At 66.3% G+C, this 18466-nt stretch carries 18 protein-coding genes and 2 pseudogenes; 12 read left to right on the forward strand and 8 right to left on the reverse strand.

Annotated features, from left to right (window positions below):
• Complete coding sequence (gene cmrA, locus AC5Y6Y_RS21890; protein WP_463828956.1) at nucleotides 1–807, reverse strand: mycolate reductase; 807 nt, start codon at nucleotides 805–807, stop codon at nucleotides 1–3.
• A 68-nt stretch (nucleotides 808–875) separates the two neighbouring features.
• Between cmrA and AC5Y6Y_RS21895 the strand changes: the two genes are divergently transcribed.
• A complete protein-coding gene (locus AC5Y6Y_RS21895) occupies nucleotides 876–2198 on the forward strand; it encodes an MFS transporter (protein ID WP_499930290.1) in 1323 nt (440 codons plus the stop codon).
• A 40-nt stretch (nucleotides 2199–2238) separates the two neighbouring features.
• Here AC5Y6Y_RS21895 and AC5Y6Y_RS21900 read toward each other — a convergent pair whose 3' ends face one another.
• A complete protein-coding gene (locus tag AC5Y6Y_RS21900) occupies nucleotides 2239–3003 on the reverse strand; it encodes a hypothetical protein (RefSeq protein WP_499930291.1) in 765 nt (254 codons plus the stop codon).
• A gap of 74 nt (nucleotides 3004–3077) precedes the next feature.
• Nucleotides 3078–3719: an SACE_7040 family transcriptional regulator gene (locus tag AC5Y6Y_RS21905; protein ID WP_463828951.1), complete on the reverse strand. Its 642-nt coding sequence runs from the start codon at nucleotides 3717–3719 to the stop codon at nucleotides 3078–3080.
• Between the two features lie 65 nt (nucleotides 3720–3784).
• Between AC5Y6Y_RS21905 and AC5Y6Y_RS21910 the strand changes: the two are divergent.
• The 9 genes and pseudogenes from AC5Y6Y_RS21910 (at nucleotide 3785) to AC5Y6Y_RS21950 (ending at nucleotide 14061) form a co-directional block, all read left to right on the forward strand.
• Nucleotides 3785–5407, forward strand: a pseudogene (locus AC5Y6Y_RS21910) (AMP-binding protein).
• 90 nt (nucleotides 5408–5497) lie between these two features.
• Nucleotides 5498–6241 carry a CoA transferase subunit A gene (locus AC5Y6Y_RS21915; RefSeq protein WP_463828949.1) on the forward strand — a complete coding sequence of 248 codons (744 nt, stop codon included), beginning with the start codon at nucleotides 5498–5500 and terminating at the stop codon, nucleotides 6239–6241.
• Between the two features lie 208 nt (nucleotides 6242–6449).
• Nucleotides 6450–7097: a CoA transferase subunit B gene (locus AC5Y6Y_RS21920; protein WP_499925855.1), complete on the forward strand. Its 648-nt coding sequence runs from the start codon at nucleotides 6450–6452 to the stop codon at nucleotides 7095–7097.
• A complete protein-coding gene (locus AC5Y6Y_RS21925; RefSeq protein WP_499925857.1) occupies nucleotides 7094–8671 on the forward strand; it encodes a carboxyl transferase domain-containing protein in 1578 nt (525 codons plus the stop codon). Before AC5Y6Y_RS21920 ends, AC5Y6Y_RS21925 begins: the two co-directional genes overlap by 4 nt.
• Before the next feature lie 3 nt (nucleotides 8672–8674).
• Nucleotides 8675–10678 (forward strand): acetyl/propionyl/methylcrotonyl-CoA carboxylase subunit alpha, encoded by a 2004-nt coding sequence (locus AC5Y6Y_RS21930; RefSeq protein WP_499930292.1) that lies wholly within the window; start codon nucleotides 8675–8677, stop codon nucleotides 10676–10678.
• Nucleotides 10675–11850, forward strand: a complete 1176-nt coding sequence (locus AC5Y6Y_RS21935; protein ID WP_463828959.1) for an acyl-CoA dehydrogenase family protein — start codon at nucleotides 10675–10677, stop codon at nucleotides 11848–11850. Before AC5Y6Y_RS21930 ends, AC5Y6Y_RS21935 begins: the two co-directional genes overlap by 4 nt.
• Nucleotides 11847–12413 (forward strand): MaoC family dehydratase, encoded by a 567-nt coding sequence (locus AC5Y6Y_RS21940; RefSeq protein ID WP_499930293.1) that lies wholly within the window; start codon nucleotides 11847–11849, stop codon nucleotides 12411–12413. Before AC5Y6Y_RS21935 ends, AC5Y6Y_RS21940 begins: the two co-directional genes overlap by 4 nt.
• Nucleotides 12410–13234: an HpcH/HpaI aldolase/citrate lyase family protein gene (locus AC5Y6Y_RS21945; RefSeq protein WP_499930294.1), complete on the forward strand. Its 825-nt coding sequence runs from the start codon at nucleotides 12410–12412 to the stop codon at nucleotides 13232–13234. The genes AC5Y6Y_RS21940 and AC5Y6Y_RS21945 overlap by 4 nt, the downstream gene beginning before the upstream one ends.
• Nucleotides 13231–14061: an adenylate/guanylate cyclase domain-containing protein gene (locus AC5Y6Y_RS21950; RefSeq protein WP_499930295.1), complete on the forward strand. Its 831-nt coding sequence runs from the start codon at nucleotides 13231–13233 to the stop codon at nucleotides 14059–14061. Before AC5Y6Y_RS21945 ends, AC5Y6Y_RS21950 begins: the two co-directional genes overlap by 4 nt.
• Before the next feature lie 26 nt (nucleotides 14062–14087).
• Here AC5Y6Y_RS21950 and AC5Y6Y_RS21955 read toward each other — a convergent pair whose 3' ends face one another.
• The 4 genes and pseudogenes from AC5Y6Y_RS21955 to AC5Y6Y_RS21970 form a co-directional block, all read right to left on the reverse strand.
• Nucleotides 14088–14555 (reverse strand): hypothetical protein, encoded by a 468-nt coding sequence (locus AC5Y6Y_RS21955; RefSeq protein ID WP_499925865.1) that lies wholly within the window; start codon nucleotides 14553–14555, stop codon nucleotides 14088–14090.
• 68 nt (nucleotides 14556–14623) lie between these two features.
• Nucleotides 14624–16078 carry an FAD-dependent oxidoreductase gene (locus AC5Y6Y_RS21960; protein WP_499925867.1) on the reverse strand — a complete coding sequence of 485 codons (1455 nt, stop codon included), beginning with the start codon at nucleotides 16076–16078 and terminating at the stop codon, nucleotides 14624–14626.
• Between the two features lie 192 nt (nucleotides 16079–16270).
• The gene (locus tag AC5Y6Y_RS21965; RefSeq protein ID WP_499930313.1) at nucleotides 16271–16663 is read right to left on the reverse strand and encodes a helix-turn-helix domain-containing protein; all 393 of its coding nucleotides are present in this window, start codon (nucleotides 16661–16663) and stop codon (nucleotides 16271–16273) included.
• Nucleotides 16663–17298, reverse strand: a pseudogene (locus AC5Y6Y_RS21970) (Rv1453 family transcriptional regulator); the annotation flags it as partial. The pseudogene AC5Y6Y_RS21970 and the gene AC5Y6Y_RS21965, both read right to left, overlap by 1 nt.
• A 167-nt stretch (nucleotides 17299–17465) precedes the next feature.
• Between AC5Y6Y_RS21970 and AC5Y6Y_RS21975 the strand changes: the two are divergent.
• Nucleotides 17466–17675, forward strand: coding sequence for a hypothetical protein (locus AC5Y6Y_RS21975; protein WP_499930296.1), 210 nt, complete (start codon nucleotides 17466–17468; stop codon nucleotides 17673–17675).
• Between the two features lie 196 nt (nucleotides 17676–17871).
• On the forward strand, nucleotides 17872–18132 hold the full coding sequence (locus AC5Y6Y_RS21980) for a hypothetical protein (RefSeq protein ID WP_499930297.1): 261 nt from the start codon (nucleotides 17872–17874) through the stop codon (nucleotides 18130–18132).
• Between the two features lie 31 nt (nucleotides 18133–18163).
• On the opposite strand, the gene AC5Y6Y_RS21985 is transcribed toward AC5Y6Y_RS21980, so the two are convergent.
• Nucleotides 18164–18460 carry a hypothetical protein gene (locus tag AC5Y6Y_RS21985; RefSeq protein WP_499925875.1) on the reverse strand — a complete coding sequence of 99 codons (297 nt, stop codon included), beginning with the start codon at nucleotides 18458–18460 and terminating at the stop codon, nucleotides 18164–18166.
• Nucleotides 18461–18466: the final 6 nt, after the last annotated feature.

The raw sequence follows: 18466 nt of genomic DNA on the forward strand, positions 1-18466 counted from the left end.
TTAGCCGCCGCCGAGCTTCTTGTAGAACGCCCCGACGATCGGCGCGACAATGGCGCGGGGGGCATAGCCGCTGGCCACCGACATCGCCTTCGAGGTCAACCCCGGGACCACTCGCATCTTGTTGCGCTCCAACGCATCCAGGGATAGCTGCGCGGTGTGTTCGGTCGAGATCCACAGGAAGTCCGGCACCAGCTTCTCGACCAGCGAGGCCTCCTCTTCAGCGGGCAGGTCGGTGCGTACCGGGCCCGGGGCCAGCAGCGTGACGTGCACACCGGAGTTGCGCAGTTCACCGCGCAGCGATTCGCTGAAGGTGTTGGCGAACGCCTTGGTTGCGGCGTAGGTGGCGTTGTAGGGGATCGGCGAATTCCCCGCCGCCGAACCGGAAATCAAGATTCCGCCCGCCTTGCGCTCGATCATGCCCGGCAGCACAGCCAGCGTAAGATCATGCACCGCAACGGCATTCAGCTGCACCTGCGCCTTCTCGCCAGCCGGATCCAACGACGCGACCGGACCGAACGTTGCGGTGCCCGCGTTGGCGCACAGGATGGAGATCGGCCGCGCGGCCAGCTCGTCGCACAGCTTTGCGCGCTCGGTGGGGTCGGCGAGGTCGGCCGGGCGCACGTCGACGGCAACGCGGTACTTGTCCACCAGTCGGGCGGCGAGGGCGGTCAGCAACTCCTCCCGTCGTGCGGTGATGATCAGACTGTGCCCGCGCGCGGCCAGTTCGGTGGCCAGCGCCTCGCCGATGTTCTGCGACGCTCCGGTGACTACGGCGCGCGCGTCTGGACTTGGGGCAGGTATCGGCATGAAGGCAATCGTAGCCAGGAGCTGTCCGGCGTAGCCGGGCGCAGCGGGTTGGCTCTAGAGTGCGCTGCATGGATGACCCGGAGGACACGCGCGCCGGGGATCGGAAGAAAGCCCAGCGATCGGGGGTGGCGGCGTGGGCGTTGTGGGACTGCGGTCAGACCGGCTTGAGCGCCATCACGCCGACGTTCGTGTTCTCCGTCTACCTGACCAACAGCGTCGGCGTGGGCACGCCACTGGGCGCCACGCCGGTGAGTTGGCTGGGGCGTGCCGGAGCCGCGGCCGGGGTGACGATTGCGGTACTGGCGCCGCTGATCGGGGGGTGGGTGGAGTCGCCGCACCGACGGCGGGTGGCCCTGGCTCTGCTGACCGGCCTGGCGGTGGTGCTGACCTGTTCGATGGCGTTGATCCGCGATCAGCCGGGCTTCTTTTTCGCCGGCCTGGCATTGCTGGCGGCGACCGCGGCATGTGGTGACCTGGCCAGCATCCCGTACAACGCGATGCTGCGGCAGCTGTCGACGCCGTTGACGGCCGGCCGGATATCGGGTTTCGGCTATGCGGCGGGATACGTCGGCACCGTGGTGCTCCTGGGTTTGGTCTACGTGGGCTTCGTGTCCGGCGACGGTGACCATCGTGGTTTGCTGCACCTGCCCACTGCCGACGGCGTGTACGTCCGCGTGGCAATGCTGATGGCCGCGGCCTGGTTTGCGATCTTTGCGCTGCCGCTGCTGCTCGTCGCACACCGCCTCCCGGACGCCGGGGCGAACACGAACCCGTCGACCACCCTGCTGGGTACCTACCGCAAGCTGTGGGCCGACATCACCTCCGAGTGGCGCCGCGACCGCAATGTCGTGTACTTCCTGGTGGCCAGCGCGCTCTTCCGAGATGGCCTGGCTGCGATATTCACGTTCGGTCCCGTGCTGGGCGTCGGGGTGTACGGCGTCCCGCGCGAAGACGTGCTGATCTTCGGTATGGCCGCGTGCGTGGTGGCTGCAGTCGGCGCCGTGGTCGGCGGATTCGTCGATCATCGGGTCGGATCGAAGCCGGTCATCATCGCTTCTCTGACCGCGATCCTCGCCGCCGGCCTGGCCATGATGGTCCTGTCCGGCCCGCTGACATTCTGGGTGTGTGGTTTGTCACTGTGTCTGTTCATCGGGCCGTCGCAGTCCTCAGCGCGCGCACTGCTGCTGCGCCTGGCGAAACAGGGCAAAGAGGGTGTGGCCTTCGGTCTCTACACGATGAGCGGTCGAGCGATGTCGTTCGTGGCGCCGTGGCTGTTCTCGGTTTTCGTCGACGTGTTCGACGCCCCACGCGCCGGATTGGGCGGCATCTTCGTGGTGCTGCTGACCGGACTGCTGGCGATGCTGTTCGTACGGGTACCGCGAACGAACTGACGGCGATCGCGAGCGCGGCGCAGCAGCGCCACCCGTGGAATCAGAGCGGGGCGTCGCAGATGGTCAAGCCCTGGCCGGTGCGCTGCCGCACCTGAACCCCGGCCACCGTCAGCGAGCAGGTGACGTTGTGACCGATGTTGACGACGGTGACGCTGGCCGGACGGGTGGACGACGTCGAGAGGCTGACCTGTTTGGTCCACGGCAAGGTGACGTTGAACTCGGTCTGGATCAGATCACCGGTGTCCATGTAGACGACGCTGATCGCCCGGCCTTCGCCGGTGACGCTGTAAACCACCGACTGCATGGTGCCCGGCACGGTGGCGGTGGGCGGCGGCGGGGTGCTGGGCTCAGTGGTGGTGGTGCGCGGCCTGCGGGTGGTGGGCGGCGGCGTTGACCTGGTCGTCGGGGGTGCGACGGTAGTGGTGGGACCGGTCATCGGCGGCAGCGGCTCGATGGCCGTCTGCTGGGTGTCCGAGCCGTTCGTCACGACCAGCGCAATGGCCAACCCGACGACGAGCAGCACTGCGGTGCCGGCCACGATCCACAGCCAGCGCGGGGTGCCCGGCGGCGGGGGTCCCTCCGGCTCCGCATCGGCCCGCGGCTGGTCTTGTTGCCAATACTGTGGTGGCAACTGTTGGGTCGGGTTCGGTGGGTACGCGCCCGGCGCCCAGGGCGAATTGCCGCCGCCGTAGGCGTAGGGCATGTCGTCGGCGTAGGCCGGGTAGTCGACGACCTCCTGCGACCACGTCGAAGCAGACCCCCGGGACGGGGGACCTGGATTCTGGGGGTCGCGTGGCGAGTTCATGTCCACTTCGCAGGGTACCCGGGCACGCCGTGAAGGCGCGGAACCGTGGTCGTGCCTGCGTGGACGTCGGGGCGCTACAAGTCTGCAGCACTCAGCGCGGCCATCGTCATCGCCCTCATCACGGCTCGGGACCGCACCGCGCGCGACGGTTTGGTGTCGGCCGATTTCATGCTGTGCGGCGTGGAGTTCAGCAGGCCGAAAGTGGCGTGCGCCATCAGCCTGGCGTCGGCCTCGGCGAGATCGGGGTTCAGCTCGCGCAGTACGCCCACCCAGATCTCGACGTACTGCCGTTGCGCTTTGCGCACCTGCCGTTGGGCCGGGGCCGGCAGATGGGCGAGATCGCGATCTTGGATGCGGATGAGGTCCGGCTCGCCGAGAGCGAAGTCGAGGTGGAAATCGATCAGGCCGTCCAGGGTTGCCGCCGCGTCGGCGTCGCGGTCGGTCACCGCGCGGGCACCGTCCAGCAGCCGGGCGCTGATCCCGACCAACAACTCGACCAGCAGCGACTCCTTGTTGGGGAAGTGCCGATAGATGGCCGGGCCGCTGACCCCGGCCGCGGCGCCGATGTCCTCGAGACGCACCGCGAGGAAGCCGCGTTCGGCGATCAGCCGTTCGGCGGCCGCAAGTAGTTGCAGCCGCCGGTCGGACTTCAACTGGCTGCGACGATTTGGCGCTTCAGGCCGACCGGCCTCGCCGTCCGGGGCGGACGCTGCCATGACGGCCTCCTGGACATGTCGGTTAATCGTCACTAACGTAACACTGACTTACCGCGGGAGGAACGGTGGCAACTCCACTTTCCTACGAACGCGGCCCGAATTCGCCTGCGCTGCTCGAGGTGACCATCGGCGCCAACTTCGCTGCAACCGCAACCACTTTCGCGTCCCGCGACGCGTTGGTCGATGTCGCGGCGGGACGGCGCTGGACGTATGCCGAACTGCTGCATGACGTTCGCGCTTTAGCGACCGGATTGCTTCAGGCCGGCGTCGGAGTCGGTGACCGGATCGGCATCTGGGCTCCCAATCGTTGGGAATGGGTGCTGACGCAGTATGCGACGGCCGAGATCGGCGCCATCCTGGTGACCGTCAATCCGGCGTACCGGTCGCGCGAATTAGGTTATGCGCTGTAGCAATCCGGGGTGAAGATGCTGATTGCCGCACCCGGGTTCAAGGACGCCGACTACGCACAGATGCTGGCTGAGGTGGCGCCGGACTGCGCCGAGCTGCGCGACGTCATGATCATGGACAGCGACCGCTGGGACGAGCTTGCCGGTGTGGATATCGATCCGGCTGCGTTGCGGGCGAGGTCCGCGCGGCTGACGCCGACCGATCCGATCAATATCCAGTACACCTCGGGCACAACGGGATATCCCAAGGGTGTGACCCTCAGTCACCGCAACATCCTGAATAACGGCTACCTGGTGGGTGAGCTGCTCGACTACACCGAACGTGACCGGATCTGTATTCCGGTGCCGTTCTATCACTGCTTCGGCATGGTGATGGGCAATCTGGCGGCCACCAGCCACGGTGCCTGCATGGTGATCCCCGCGCCCGGTTTCGATCCCGCTGCCACCCTGCGCGCGGTGCACGACGAATGCTGCACCAGTCTCTACGGGGTGCCGACGATGTTCATCGCCGAACTGGGCCTGCCGGACTTCACCGAGTATCGGTTGGACAGTCTGCGCACCGGAATCATGGCGGGCTCGCCGTGCCCGGTCGAGGTCATGCGCAGGGTGATCGAACGCATGCACATGCCGGAGGTCGCCATCTGTTACGGGATGACCGAGACCGCCCCGGTGTCGACCCAGACGCGTTCTGGCGACTCGTTGGAACGGCGCGTCGCCACCGTCGGTCAGGTGGGGCCACACCTGGAGATCAAGGTGGTGGACCCGGTCACGGGCGCGACGCTGCCGCGCGACGTCGCTGGCGAATTCTGCACCCGCGGCTATTCAGTGATGTCGGGGTACTGGAACGAACCGGAGAAGACCGCGGAGGTCATCGACGGGGACGGCTGGATGCACACCGGCGACCTGGCGTCGATGGACGCCTCCGGATATGTCCGTATCACCGGCCGGATCAAAGACATTGTGGTGCGCGGCGGCGAGAACATTTCCCCGCGCGAGATCGAGGAGTTCCTATACACCCACCCCGACATCGTCGACGGCCACGTCATCGGAGTGCCCGACGAACGCTACGGCGAGGAACTCATGGCGGTAGTCAAGCTCCGCGACGGAGCCTCGACGCTGACGGTGGAGTCGTTGCGGGAGTTCTGCGCCGGCCGTATCGCCCGGTTCAAGATCCCGCGGTATCTCTGGATCGTCGAGGACTTCCCGATGACGGTCACCGGCAAAGTCCGTAGAGCGGAGATGCGGGCGCGTGCCGTGGAGTATCTCGCCGACGGTGAATAGGCCGCACCCGCCCTGGACGGCGCGAGGGCGGAAATGGTATTCTCACTGTCCAGTTAATGATTATTAACTGAAATCGGAGGCTCTGCGGGGATGGACAAGGTGGTGGCTACCGTCGCGGAGGCGGTGGCGGACATAACCGACGGAGCATCGCTGGCCGTCGGGGGCTTCGGGCTGTGTGGCATCCCGGAGGCGCTGATCGCCGCGCTGGCCGATCGCGGAGTGACCGATTTGGAAACCGTCTCGAACAACTGCGGTGTGGACGGCGTCGGGTTGGGGGTTCTACTGGCGCACAAGCGGATTCGCCGGACCGTATCGTCGTACGTGGGCGAGAACAAGGAATTCGCCCGCCAGTTCCTCTCCGGAGAACTCGAGGTCGAGCTGACCCCGCAGGGCACGCTGGCCGAGCGGTTGCGCGCCGGCGGCATGGGCATCCCAGCGTTCTACACCCCGGCCGGGGTCGGCACGCAGATCGCCGACGGCGGCCTGCCCTGGCGCTACGACCCCTCGGGCGAGGTGGCGATCACCTCGCCGCCCAAGGAGACCCGCGAATTCGATGGCGTCACCTATGTGCTGGAGCGCGGAATCCGCACCGACTTCGCGTTGGTGCACGCTTGGAAGGGCGATCGGCACGGCAATCTCGTTTACCGTTACGCCGCAGGCAATTTCAACCCGGAATGCGCGCCGGCCGGTCGGATCACCATCGCCCAGGTCGAACATCTCGTCGAACCGGGAGAGATCGACCCCGCCACGGTGCATACCCCGGGCGTATTCGTGCAGCGCGTCGTGCACGTGCCTGATCCCCAGAAACGGATCGAGAAGGAGACGGTGCGATGAGCGCCCCACACCTCGACGCCGTTTGTCACGCTAGCGTGACGTTCGGCGTCGACTGCCACGCTGGCGTGACGCTCGGCGTTGACTGCCACGCTGGCTCGCCACCTCTCGGCGCCGACTGTCACGCTGGCGTGACGCTCGGCGTCGCCTGCCACGCTGGCGTGACGCTCGGCGGGGATGCGGGTGTGCCGATGAAGAGGAGCGCCGCCCAATGACCTGGAGCAGAGACGGCATGGCGGCCCGGGTCGCCACCGAATTCGAGGACGGACAGTACGTCAACCTCGGCATCGGCATACCGACCTTGATTCCCAACCACATCCCCGACGGTGTGCACGTGGTCCTACACTCCGAGAACGGCATCCTCGGCGTGGGGCCCTACCCCCGTCGTGAGGACGTCGACGCCGATCTGATCAACGCGGGCAAAGAGACGGTGACCACCCAGCCAGGGGCGTCGTTCTTCGGTTCGTCGACGTCGTTCGGCATCATCCGCGGCGGACACCTCGACGTGGCTGTCCTTGGGGCCATGCAGGTTTCGGTCACCGGTGACCTCGCGAACTGGGTGATCCCCGGCAAGATGGTCAAAGGCATGGGCGGGGCGATGGATCTGGTGCACGGCGCCCGCAAGGTGATCGTGGTGATGGACCACGCCGCCAAAGACGGCAGCCCGAAGATTCTCGAGCGCTGCACCCTGCCGCTGACCGGGGTGGGGTGCGTCAATCGGATCGTGACCGAACTCGCGGTCATCGACGTCCGCGACGACGGCCTGCACCTGATCGAGACCGCCCCCGACGTGTCGGTCGAAGAGGTAGTAGCGAAAACTCAACCGCCCCTGGTGCTCTCGGATCTGGTGTCCAGGTGACCACGGTCGCGCCGACGTTCGCCGACGAGCATCGCCGCCTGGTCGCCGAACTCAACAACAAGTTGGCCGCCGCCGCCCTCGGCGGCAACGAACGCGCCCGCGAACGCCACGTCAGCCGCGGCAAGCTGCTGCCCCGCGACCGCGTCGACCGTCTGCTCGACCCGGGCAGCCCGTTTCTGGAGTTGGCCGCGTTGGCTGCCCACGGCATGTACGACGACGAATCCCCGGGCGCGGGCATCATCACCGGAATCGGCCGAGTCTCCGGGCGCGAATGCGTGATCGTTGCCAACGACGCCACCGTCAAGGGCGGCACCTACTACCCGATGACGGTGAAGAAGCATCTGCGCGCGCAGGAGGTCGCGTTGCAGAATCTGCTGCCATGCATCTACCTGGTGGACTCCGGCGGCGCGTTCCTGCCCCGCCAGGACGAAGTGTTCCCGGATCGCGAACACTTCGGCCGGATCTTCTACAACCAGGCGACCATGAGCGCCAAGGGAATTCCGCAGATCGCCGCGGTGCTCGGCTCGTGCACGGCCGGCGGTGCGTACGTGCCGGCGATGAGCGACGAAGCCGTGATCGTCCGCGAACAGGGCACGATCTTCCTGGGCGGCCCGCCCCTGGTCAAGGCCGCCACCGGTGAGATCGTCACCGCCGAAGAACTCGGCGGCGGCGACCTGCACTCGCGGGTCTCCGGCGTCACCGACCACCTGGCCGAGGACGACGAGGACGCGCTGCGGATTGTCCGCAAGATCGCCGCCACGTTCGGACCGCGCGAACCTGCGCAGTGGGACATCCGGCCGATGCGCGAACCGATATACGCCCAGGACGGCCTTTACGACGTGGTGCCTCCCGATCCGCGGGTGCCCTACGACGTGCACGAGGTCATCGTTCGGCTGGTCGACGGCGGCGAATTCAGTGAGTTCAAGGCGAACTACGGCAAGTCGCTGGTGACGGCGTTCGCGCATATCCACGGTCATCCGGTGGGAATCATCGCCAACAACGGTGTGCTGTTCAGCGAATCCGCCGTCAAGGGTGCACATTTCATCGAACTGTGCGACAAACGCCGAATCCCGTTGCTGTTCCTGCAGAACATCGCCGGATTCATGGTCGGTCGCGACTACGAGGCCGGTGGCATCGCCAAACACGGCGCGAAGATGGTCACCGCGGTGGCCTGCGCCCGGGTGCCGAAGCTGACCGTGGTGATCGGCGGATCCTATGGGGCGGGCAACTATTCGATGTGCGGGCGCGCGTACTCACCGCGCTTCCTGTGGATGTGGCCGAACGCACGGATCTCGGTGATGGGCGGCGAGCAGGCCGCATCAGTGCTGGCCACCGTGCGTGGTGAGCAGCTCTCGGCGGCCGGCAAACCCTGGTCGTCGGAGCAGGAAGAGGCATTCAAGGCGCCCATCCGCGAACAGTACGAAGACCAGGGCAACCCGTACTACTCGACCGCGCGCCTGTGGGACGACGGCATCATCGATCCTGCTGATACCAGAACAGTTGTGGGGCTGGCACTTTCGGTGTGCGCCCGGGCGCCGCTGGAATCGGTCTCCTACGGCGTATTTCGGATGTGACTCATGTTTGACATCGTTCTAGTGGCGAACCGTGGCGAGATCGCGGTGCGCGTGATCCGCACCCTGCGTCGACTGGGTATCCGGTCGGTTGCGGTGTACAGCGATGCCGACGCGGGTGCCCGCCACGTGATCGAGGCCGACACCGCAGTTCGGCTGGGACCGGCGCCGGCGCGGGAGAGCTACCTCGACATCGGCAAAGTGATCGACGCGGCGCAGCGTACCGGGGCGCAGGCGATCCATCCGGGCTACGGGTTCCTCTCCGAGAACGCCGATTTCGCCGCGGCCTGCGACCGCGCCGGCGTGGCATTCCTGGGACCGCCCGCACGCGCGATCGAGGTGATGGGGGACAAGATCGCCGCCAAGAACGCGGTCGCCGCGTTCGACGTGCCGGTGGTGCCGGGCGTCGCGCGGCCCGGGCTATCCGATGATGACCTCATCACCGCTGCCGACGACGTCGGTTACCCGGTCCTCGTGAAGCCGTCGGCCGGCGGTGGGGGCAAGGGCATGCACATGGTCGACGACCCTGAGCGGCTGCGTAATGCCCTGGTCACCGCCCGCCGCGAAGCTGCGTCCGCGTTCGGCGACGACACACTGTTCCTGGAGCGTTTTGTGTTGCGTCCCAGGCACATCGAGGTCCAGATACTTGCCGACACCCATGGCAACGTGGTCCATCTGGGCGAACGGGAGTGCAGCCTGCAACGTCGCCATCAAAAGGTCATCGAGGAGGCGCCGTCGCCGCTGCTCGACGCCCCGACCCGGGCGCGCATCGGGGCTGCGGCCTGTGACACCGCCCGCAGTGTCGACTATGTCGGCGCCGGCACGGTCGAGTTCATCGTCTCCGGTGACCGGCCCGACGAATTTTTCTTCATGGAGATGAACACCCGTCTGCAGGTGGAACACCCGGTTACCGAGGCGGTCACCGGGCTCGACCTCGTCGAGTGGCAGCTGCGTGTGGCAGCGGGGGAGAAGCTGGGGTTCGCCCAGGACGACATCACGCTCACCGGTCACGCGATCGAGGCCCGGGTGTACGCCGAGGATCCCGCCCGGGGCTTCCTGCCCACCGGCGGCCGGGTGCTGGGAGTGGTCGAACCGTCCGGACCCGGTGTGCGGGTGGACTCCTCGTTGCTGGCCGGCACGGTGGTCGGCAGCGATTACGACCCGATGCTGAGCAAGGTGATCGCCCACGGGGCCGACCGCGCGCAGGCGATGGCCCGGCTCGATGAGGCGTTGTCGCGTACCGCTGTCCTGGGTGTGCAGAGCAACGTGGAGTTCCTGAGGTTCCTGCTCGCTGACGATCGCGTGCAGGCCGGCAACCTCGACACCGCGCTGCTGGACGAACGATTGACCAGTTTCGCGCCGCAACCGGCGCCTGACGATGTGTTCGCCGCCGCAGGGCTCTATAGCCAGGCGGTGCTTGCTCGGCGCGCCGGGAATGATCTGTGGGCCGCACCCAGCGGATGGCGGATCGGTGGTGCTAGCGCCCCGGTGCGCACTGCGATGCGGACCGCGTTGCGTACCGAGACTGTGTCGGTCCGGGGCCTGCCGGGCGCCGCGTCCGTACAAGTGGGCGACAGCGAAATAATCTCTGCCACTGTGCAACTCGGTCCGAGTGAGTTGAGCGTCACGCTGGACGGGGTGCGTCGCAGCTACCGGTGGGCCGAGGCCGAGCGGCACTTGTGGATAGCCGACGAACGAGGCACCTGGCACATCCGTGAGGCCGAGGTGAACAAGATTCAACGCGCAGCGGGGGAGCGTCCGGCCGAAGTGGTCAGCCCCATGCCCGGCAGCGTGATCGCCGTCCAGGTGGAGTCCGGCACCGAGGTGTCCGAGGGCGACGTGGTGGTGATCGTCGAAGCGATGAAGATGGAACATTCACTGACCGCACCGATCTCGGGACGCGTGGAGGTCATGGTGGGCGTCGGTGAACAGGTGAAGGTGGAGCAGGTGCTGGCCCGGTTGGTGCCGGCCGCCGTGGCAGACGCAGCAGCGACGACAAGCAAGGACTGACAATCATGACGACAACGATTTCGGCGGGCACGCTACCGAAAGAATATGAAGACCTGCGCGATACCGTGGCCGACTTCGCGCGCTCGGTCGTGGCTCCGGTGTCCGCCAAACACGATGAGGAGCACAGTTTCCCGTATGAAGTCGTCGCAAAGATGGGCGACATGGGGCTGTTCGGTCTGCCGTTCCCGGAGGAATACGGCGGTATGGGCGGGGACTATTTCGCGCTGGCGTTGGCACTCGAGGAACTCGGCAAGGTCGACCAATCGGTCGCGATCACGCTGGAAGCAGGGGTGGGACTGGGGGCCATGCCCATCTACCGGTTCGGTACCGAGGAGCAGAAGCAGCAGTGGCTGCCCGACCTGGTGGCCGGCCGCAAGCTCGCCGGTTTCGGGCTCACCGAGCCGGGCGCGGGATCGGATGCCGGCGGCACCCGCACCACCGCCCGACTCGAAGGGGGTGAGTGGATTGTCAACGGCAGCAAGCAATTCATCACCAACTCCGGCACCGACATCACCTCGCTGGTCACTGTCACCGCCGTCACCGGCAACATCGCCGACGGCAAGAAAGAGATCTCGGCGATCATCGTGCCGAACGGCACCCCGGGTTTCATCGTCGAGCCGGTCTACAACAAGGTCGGCTGGAACGCCTCGGATACCCACCCGCTGACCTTCGACGATGCGCGGGTGCCCGAGGAGAACCTACTCGGTGTCCGCGGCAAGGGTTACGCGAACTTTCTGTCCATCCTCGACGAGGGCCGCATCGCGATCGCCGCGCTCGCGACGGGGGTGGCGCAGGGCTGCGTCGACGAAAGCGTCAAGTACGCCAACGAGCGTCAGTCCTTCGGCCAGCCGATCGGCTCCTACCAGGCCATCAGCTTCAAGATCGCGCGCATGGAAGCCCGGGCACACGTCGCCCGCACCGCCTATTACGACGCCGCGGCAAAGATGTTGGCCGGCAAGTCCTTCAAAAAAGAAGCGGCTATCGCAAAGATGGTCTCCTCGGAGGCGGCGATGGACAACGCCCGCGACGCTACGCAGATCCACGGCGGGTACGGCTTCATGAACGAGTACCCGGTGGCCCGCCACTACCGGGACAGCAAGATCCTGGAAATCGGGGAGGGCACAACGGAGGTGCAGCTAATGTTGATCGCGCGATCGCTGGGTCTGTCATGACCGGCGCCGGTCCTGCCGAACGTGCCTCCGGCGACGCGACGCCGGTGAGTCGTGACGCGAACGGCACAGTCGGCCACACCAAGTCGATTATCCAGCGGGGCTTGTGGTTCGAGGAGTTCGAGGTCGGCACGACCTACCTGCACCGGCCGGGTCGCACCGTCACCGAGGCGGACAACGTGCTGTTCACGACGTTGACGATGAACACGCAGTCGCTGCACCTGGATGCGGCGTGGGCCGCCGAGCAACCCGGTTTTCGTGGTGAGCGGCTGGTCAATTCGATGTTCACGCTGTCCACCCTGGTCGGTCTGTCGGTGGCCCAACTGACCCTGGGCACCATCGTCGCCAACCTGGGTTTCTCCGAGGTGTCGTTCCCCAAGCCGGTCTTCCACGGCGACACCCTCTACGCCGAGACCGTCTGCACCGGCAAGCGCGAGTCGAAAAGCCGCGCGGGCGAAGGCATCGTGACGCTGGAGCACACCGGACGCAACCAGTATGGCGACATCGTGGCCAGGGCGGTCCGGACCACCCTGGTGCAGAAGCGGCCCAGTGCGGAGTCCCGATGAGCTTGCGCGACGCCGGCCCTGGTTGGCTGTTCTGCCCGGCTGATCGTCCGGAACGCTTCGCGAAAGCCGCCGCTGCCGCCGACGTGGTGATTCTCGACCTCGAAGACGGGGTTGCGGCGACCGACCGGCCCGCCGCTCGAATCGCGCTGCGGGACAACCCACTTGATCCCGAGCGAACCGTCGTACGGATCAACGCCGCCAGTACCGACGACCATGCCAGGGATCTACAGGCCTTGGCCGACACCGCCTACACCACGGTGATGCTGTCGAAGACGGAATCGGCGGCGCAGGTGGACGCACTCGCGCCGCGTGACGTCGTCGCACTTGTCGAGACTCCGCGCGGCGCATTGTTCGTCAGCGAGATCGCCGCTGCCGAGCGTGCAGTGGCGTTGATGTGGGGTGCGGAGGATCTGGTGGCGGCCATGGGCGGCAGTTCCAGCAGACGCGCGGACGGTACCTATCGGGATTTCGCCCGCCATGTGCGGTCCGCAGCGCTGTTGGCGGCCAACACCTTCGGCCTGCTGGCGCTGGATGCGGTGCATCTGGACATCCGCGATATCGAAGGGTTGGAAGCAGAGGCGCTCGACGCCGTGGCGATCGGCTTCGATGCGACGGTCTGCATCCACCCGAGCCAGGTTGCCGTGGTACGCAAGGCTTATCGGCCCGGCGATGAGCAACTGGACTGGGCGCGTCGGGTGCTGGCCGCTGCCAAAACCGAGCGCGGGGTGTTCGCCTTCGACGGGCAGATGGTCGACTCCCCGGTGTTGCGGCACGCCGAAAGCATGTTGCGGCGAGCAGGAGAGTCCGCGACCGGACCGTGAGCACCGAATGGCTGTGGGTGATCGTCGCCCTCCTCGAATTCGGCGTCCTGATCGCGGTGGCGGTCCTGCTGATCGTGTCGCGGCGCCAATTGACCGGCGCGCGACGCGCCCTCACGCGGTTGCGGCAAGACAAGCCGCGGCGAAGACGGCCACCCGGCGTCGGACCCCTTGCGGTCCGAACCGTCTGGCGCACCGCGGATTCGCTGATCAACAAAGGGATCGGCGCCACCGTGCGCAATTCAGTCGAGGACCTCGCCGGCTGGGCCCGGGTGGAACGTCCTGATCTGGCCAGGATGACAGCCGACGGCAACGTCGTGATCGCGTTCTCCGACATCGAAGGATCCACCGAGCTCAACGAAGAACTCGGCGACCGCGGTTGGGTGAAACTGCTTGAGCGGCATAACACATTGATCTACAAACACGTCAACGACACCGGCGGTCACGTGGTCAAGACGCAGGGCGACGGGTTCATGATCGCCTTCTCGGATCCTGCCCAGGCCGTGCGTTGCTGTACCGAGGTGCAGCGCGCGCTGCAGTCCGACGCCGAGCGCTGGGACCACATCCGAGTCCGGATGGGATTGCACATGGGCAGTTCGGTACGGCGCGGTGACGACCTGTTCGGCCGCAACGTGGCGATGGCCGCACGGGTCGCCGGACAGGCGAGCGGCGGTGAGACCCTGGTTAGTGACGCAATCCGGCAAGCAATCTCGGGAGCAACCGACATTGTGCTGGGCGCACCGCGTGAGGTCGAACTGAAAGGACTGCGGGGTAGTCACCAGCTGTATCCGGTCGTGGTGCCGAATTCAACTGCGCCGGATGGTCAGTGACGCTGCCGGACCCGGCAGGCCCGGCGCTACGGGCACACGCCCCCGTCCGGGCCGTTGACGCATTTCTGGACGGTCAGTGAATACGTCGCGGTCGTCCTGGCCGGGTCGCCGCAGCCGAACGCCGCTTTCGTGGACGTGATCGATCCGGTCAGGGTGCCCGGCGCAAACGAATAGACCAGGTCTGCTGCGACCATGGTGCCGTCCGCGCATGTCCAGCCGTGCGCGTCGGTGCGGTTGATCGTCCACGGGCCCCCCGGCGCTTTATTGACGGTGGCCTCCCACGTTTTGGGCGTGGTCACCGATCCGTTGCAGTTGCCGGCCGAGTCGCAGGTGGTGTTGAACATCAGGATCGTGCTCAGCAGATGCGAACGCGCGCCATCAACGACGGCGAAGTAATGACCATTGAGGCTGTCGTCGGCGGCAGCGACACCGGACATCGCGACCGAGCCGCAGCCGAATGCGGTGAGGATCGTTGGTAGCCAAAGGGTGCGCATCGGGCTGTTCCCTCTTCGTTCCGGAAGTCTGGCAACAGCCTTCATCGCAGCAGATCGTCGGAGCTACATCAATAGTTCATGCCGGAGAACATCATCCGGTTCGGATCGTACTTCTGTCGGGCCGCGCTGAGCCGAGCCAAGTTCGCACCGAAGTACCGCGACGGCGGCTGGCCCGGCTCGATGTAATTGACGTAGCCGCCGGCTGAATACGGTTGCACCGCTTGGTGTGCGGCGTTGATCCAGCCGGCGCCGGCCGACGGCGCGCCCGCCGTCTCGACGTACCACTGCACGATCGCGGAGTGTCGCCGGTACGGAAAGGCGGTCGCATCTGCGGCCACACTGGCCAGTGCACCGTCGAGGGTATGCATGATCACGAATCCCCTTCCCGCCCCACGGGGGAAAGAGTCGAGCGCCGAGGCGATTCCCTTGGCGGCGCCCGCGTTGATGATCGGCAGCACATCGGAGCCGCCGACATAACCCAGCGGGGACGGGGTCAGATTCTCCACGGCCAGATACTTCACCAGGTCCAGGTAGTTGAACGTGAAATTCTCGGTTCTGGTGGGCTGCACCCCAACATTGGCGACGATCGCATTGGCAACGCTGCCGCCCGATCCGACCGGGGAAGTCGCCATGATGCGGCATTGCGTGCCCATCGGCTCGATGGTCGCGTCGGCCAGCGCCCAGAATTTCCGGTCGACCGTCCGTAGCCAGCTCTGCCAACCCAACAGGACCTGCGCGAACGACTGCGCCGGAAAGTTGATGTTGACGACGTCGACGTCCTCGGTGGGGAAGGTGGCGTAGGTCAGTGAGGTCGCCACGCCGAAGTTGCCGCCGCCACCGCCGCGCAACGCCCAGAAGAGGTCCGGGTTGCTGGTGGCCGAAGCGGTGACCGCCTGCCCACCCGGCAACACCACATTGGCCGAGGTCAACTGGTCACAGAGCAGACCGGCATGCCGGGAGTGGGCCCCGATTCCGCCGCCGAGGGTGTGCCCGGCAGCTCCCACGGTGGGGCACGTGCCCGTCGGGAGTCCCCGCCCGGCCGCGGCCAGCGCCTGGTGCATCGCGAACAAGTGGGTGGCGGGCGTCACGGTGATCTGACCGCTGGCGGCGTCGAAGTTGATGTCGCCGGGCAGGCCCCGCAGATCGAGCACCAGCGTTCCGTCCGCTGTGGAGGCGCCTGTGTAGGAATGACCGCCGCTGCGGGCGGCGACCTTCAGATTACGAGCAGCCGCGAACGCCATCGCCTTCTGCACGTCCGCCACCGACGTCACGGTGACGACGGCGGCGGGTGCCGAACCGTTGTAGTTGGTGTTGAAAACCTGCTTGGCTGAGGCGAACTGCCCATTGTCCGGGCCGATCACCTGCCCGCCGATGGCACCGGACAGGCTGCCCCAATCAGCGACGCCCGGAGCGGCGCCGACCCGGCCCGACCCGAAAACCGCTCCCGCCGCAACAGCTCCAACTGCCGCGCGCAGAAACGTCTGCCGCGATATCTGCGCCGCTGGCTTCTCCGGAACCGTCATGCCCGCATTCTGGGCTACCTCGTATCGATAATGTTCCGACGGCGTGCTGTGTTGCGGGATTGATCAGCGATCGTGACTGTTCGAACCCCGCGACGATCTATGAAGTTTGGGTCCCCCGACCCCGAATCGGACATTATTCGCACGTATGCCAGCGCGAAGCGGAATCGCCAAATTCATAGGAACGAGATCGCGCTAGTTGCCCCGCCAGCGCAACACGTCCAACGCGACCGCCACGTTGACGCTGCATTCGGCCAGGGGGCGGGGCAGCAGCTCGTCGGCGCGCGCCAGTCGTCGGAGCAGCGTGTTGCGATGGGTGTAGAGACGTGCCGCCGCGCGCGAAGCGTTGCACTGCTCGCCCACGAAAACCCTGACGCTGCGCTGTAATTCAGGTTCGCGGATTCCAGATCGCCCAGGGTGCGACGCACGAATTCGGTGGCGCGGTCGGTGTCCGCAGTGAGCATCGCGACCAATTCGACATCGGCGAACAGCGCCACCCGGTGCGGAGATCGTAACCGGGCCATCATCTGTTGGGTGGTGATGGCGTCGAAATGACTGCGCCGAAAGCCATCGATACCGTCGCTGCACGGCCCGATGGCGACGCGGATGTCGGGCGTGGTGTCGATCGAATCGCGAAGCGCGACAGTTTCTATCGATCGACTTGCCGTCCAGACCCAGCGGGTGGCCGTGCTGGCCAGCACGGTCAGTGGCCGCGTGCCCGCGGCATGTCCGAGCGCCTCGGCCGCCGCGTCGAGCCGGGCCATGTCACCGGACGGATCGTCGCTCCAGATGACTGCTGCGATGTGTGGTCCGGTCAGTGGGTGGCCGAGCCGATCCTCGGCCCGCTGGCGCGCGATTGGGGCGCCGTCCAGGATCAGTGCGACGGTCTCGCGGCGGTCGGCGTGCGTCCCGCGGGTCAGTTCGTCGCGTTCCAGTTCGATCTGGGCGGCGATCCCGGCCAAAGTGGCGTCGATGAATGCACTGATCGAGCGGGAGCACACATCAAGCAGCTCCCGTAGTTCGGCCGGGTCCGACGTCAGCTCGAACGCGATCTCCATGAACCGGCGCCACGCCACGCCTTCGCCGATCCGGTAACCGTCCAGAATGTAGGGCGTCAGGCCGCGGCGGGCCACCTCACGCGCGATGATCATCGGTTCGGGTCCGGTGTTCGGCGGCACCGGAGCCCCCGGGTCGCGCACGTTCGCCGTTCCCCAGAAGTACATATTGGCCCGGTTGCTTCGGCTGACCGCAGCGGCGAGCTCGGGATCCCCGGCGAGGGCGGGGCTCGTGGCAAGCACCTCCGCGTCCAGCTCCTCGAGCCATTCGGCGCGCGGGTTCACGGGACGCCAACGACTACGACACCGCCCTCCCGGTGCTCGACGATCCGGACATGCAGACCCGGCCTCTGCTCGACTTTGCGGCGGGTTATGTCCAGCGGGCGGTGGACCAGCTGCCCCGTCAGGGCGCCGGCCGACCGTGGATGACGTCGACGAGCTATCACGCCGACGTCGAGATGCTACGCGACGATGAGGTCGCCGACCCGCATCTGCAACTGACGAACTCGGCTGACGTCACGAGTCGGGAACCGGTGCCGGCCTGAGCGGGGCATTGGTCGCTGGTGCCGCGGCGAAACAGTCTTAACGTCGAGGACTCACCCGCTTAATTGCGGCGAAATATCCATTGTTTTTGATGTCACTGCCATCGTCTCGGACGGCCCTGTGCAACTCGAGCCCGTCGTTACTGGCTACCGGAATATAAATGCCGTATCCGTTCACAACACGATAGGGTTTGTCGCCATGAAAAAATTCACGGCTGCATTTCTCGCCGCGGCCGCCGCTGCCGCTGCCGCTGTACAAATTGCTCTGGCACCCGCGGCGCAGGCGACGATTTGCCGGGAAGTCGGGTCGGGCCGGTATACCAACGCCGAGGAGTGCCCGGTGGGCAGCATTGCAGTGGCCGAGGCGTGGGATGAGGTGCGGCAGCGCGATGCGGGGATGCCGCCGTGCTACACGGCCGAAGGTGTCCCCTACTACACGCCCGGTGATTCGCCCTGCTGATCAAGGGCTGAAACGGGTGGCAGGGGCGACGTCAGCACTCTCTGTCCTGCTTCGTCCACGCGACATGCGCGTCGTAGGTGTCGTGTGCGGCCTGCAACGTTTCCGGTGTCGGGTAGGGGTACTCGGCGGCCACGGCGTTCAAAGCCTGCTGGGTGAAGATGTCCAGCATCGAACTCGAGCGATAGCCGAGTAGTCCGGTGGTGAGGGCTCGCTCGAGATCCTGAGCGAAATCGATTTCGATTCGCCGAAGTTGTTCAGCCAGTAAATCGGCGTCTGTTCCAGTGCAGTCGTACGGATGGCCACAAGGGGTGTGGAAAAACTTGATCACTTTCAA

The sequence above is a fragment of the Mycobacterium sp. NGS24 genome (assembly GCF_059813065.1).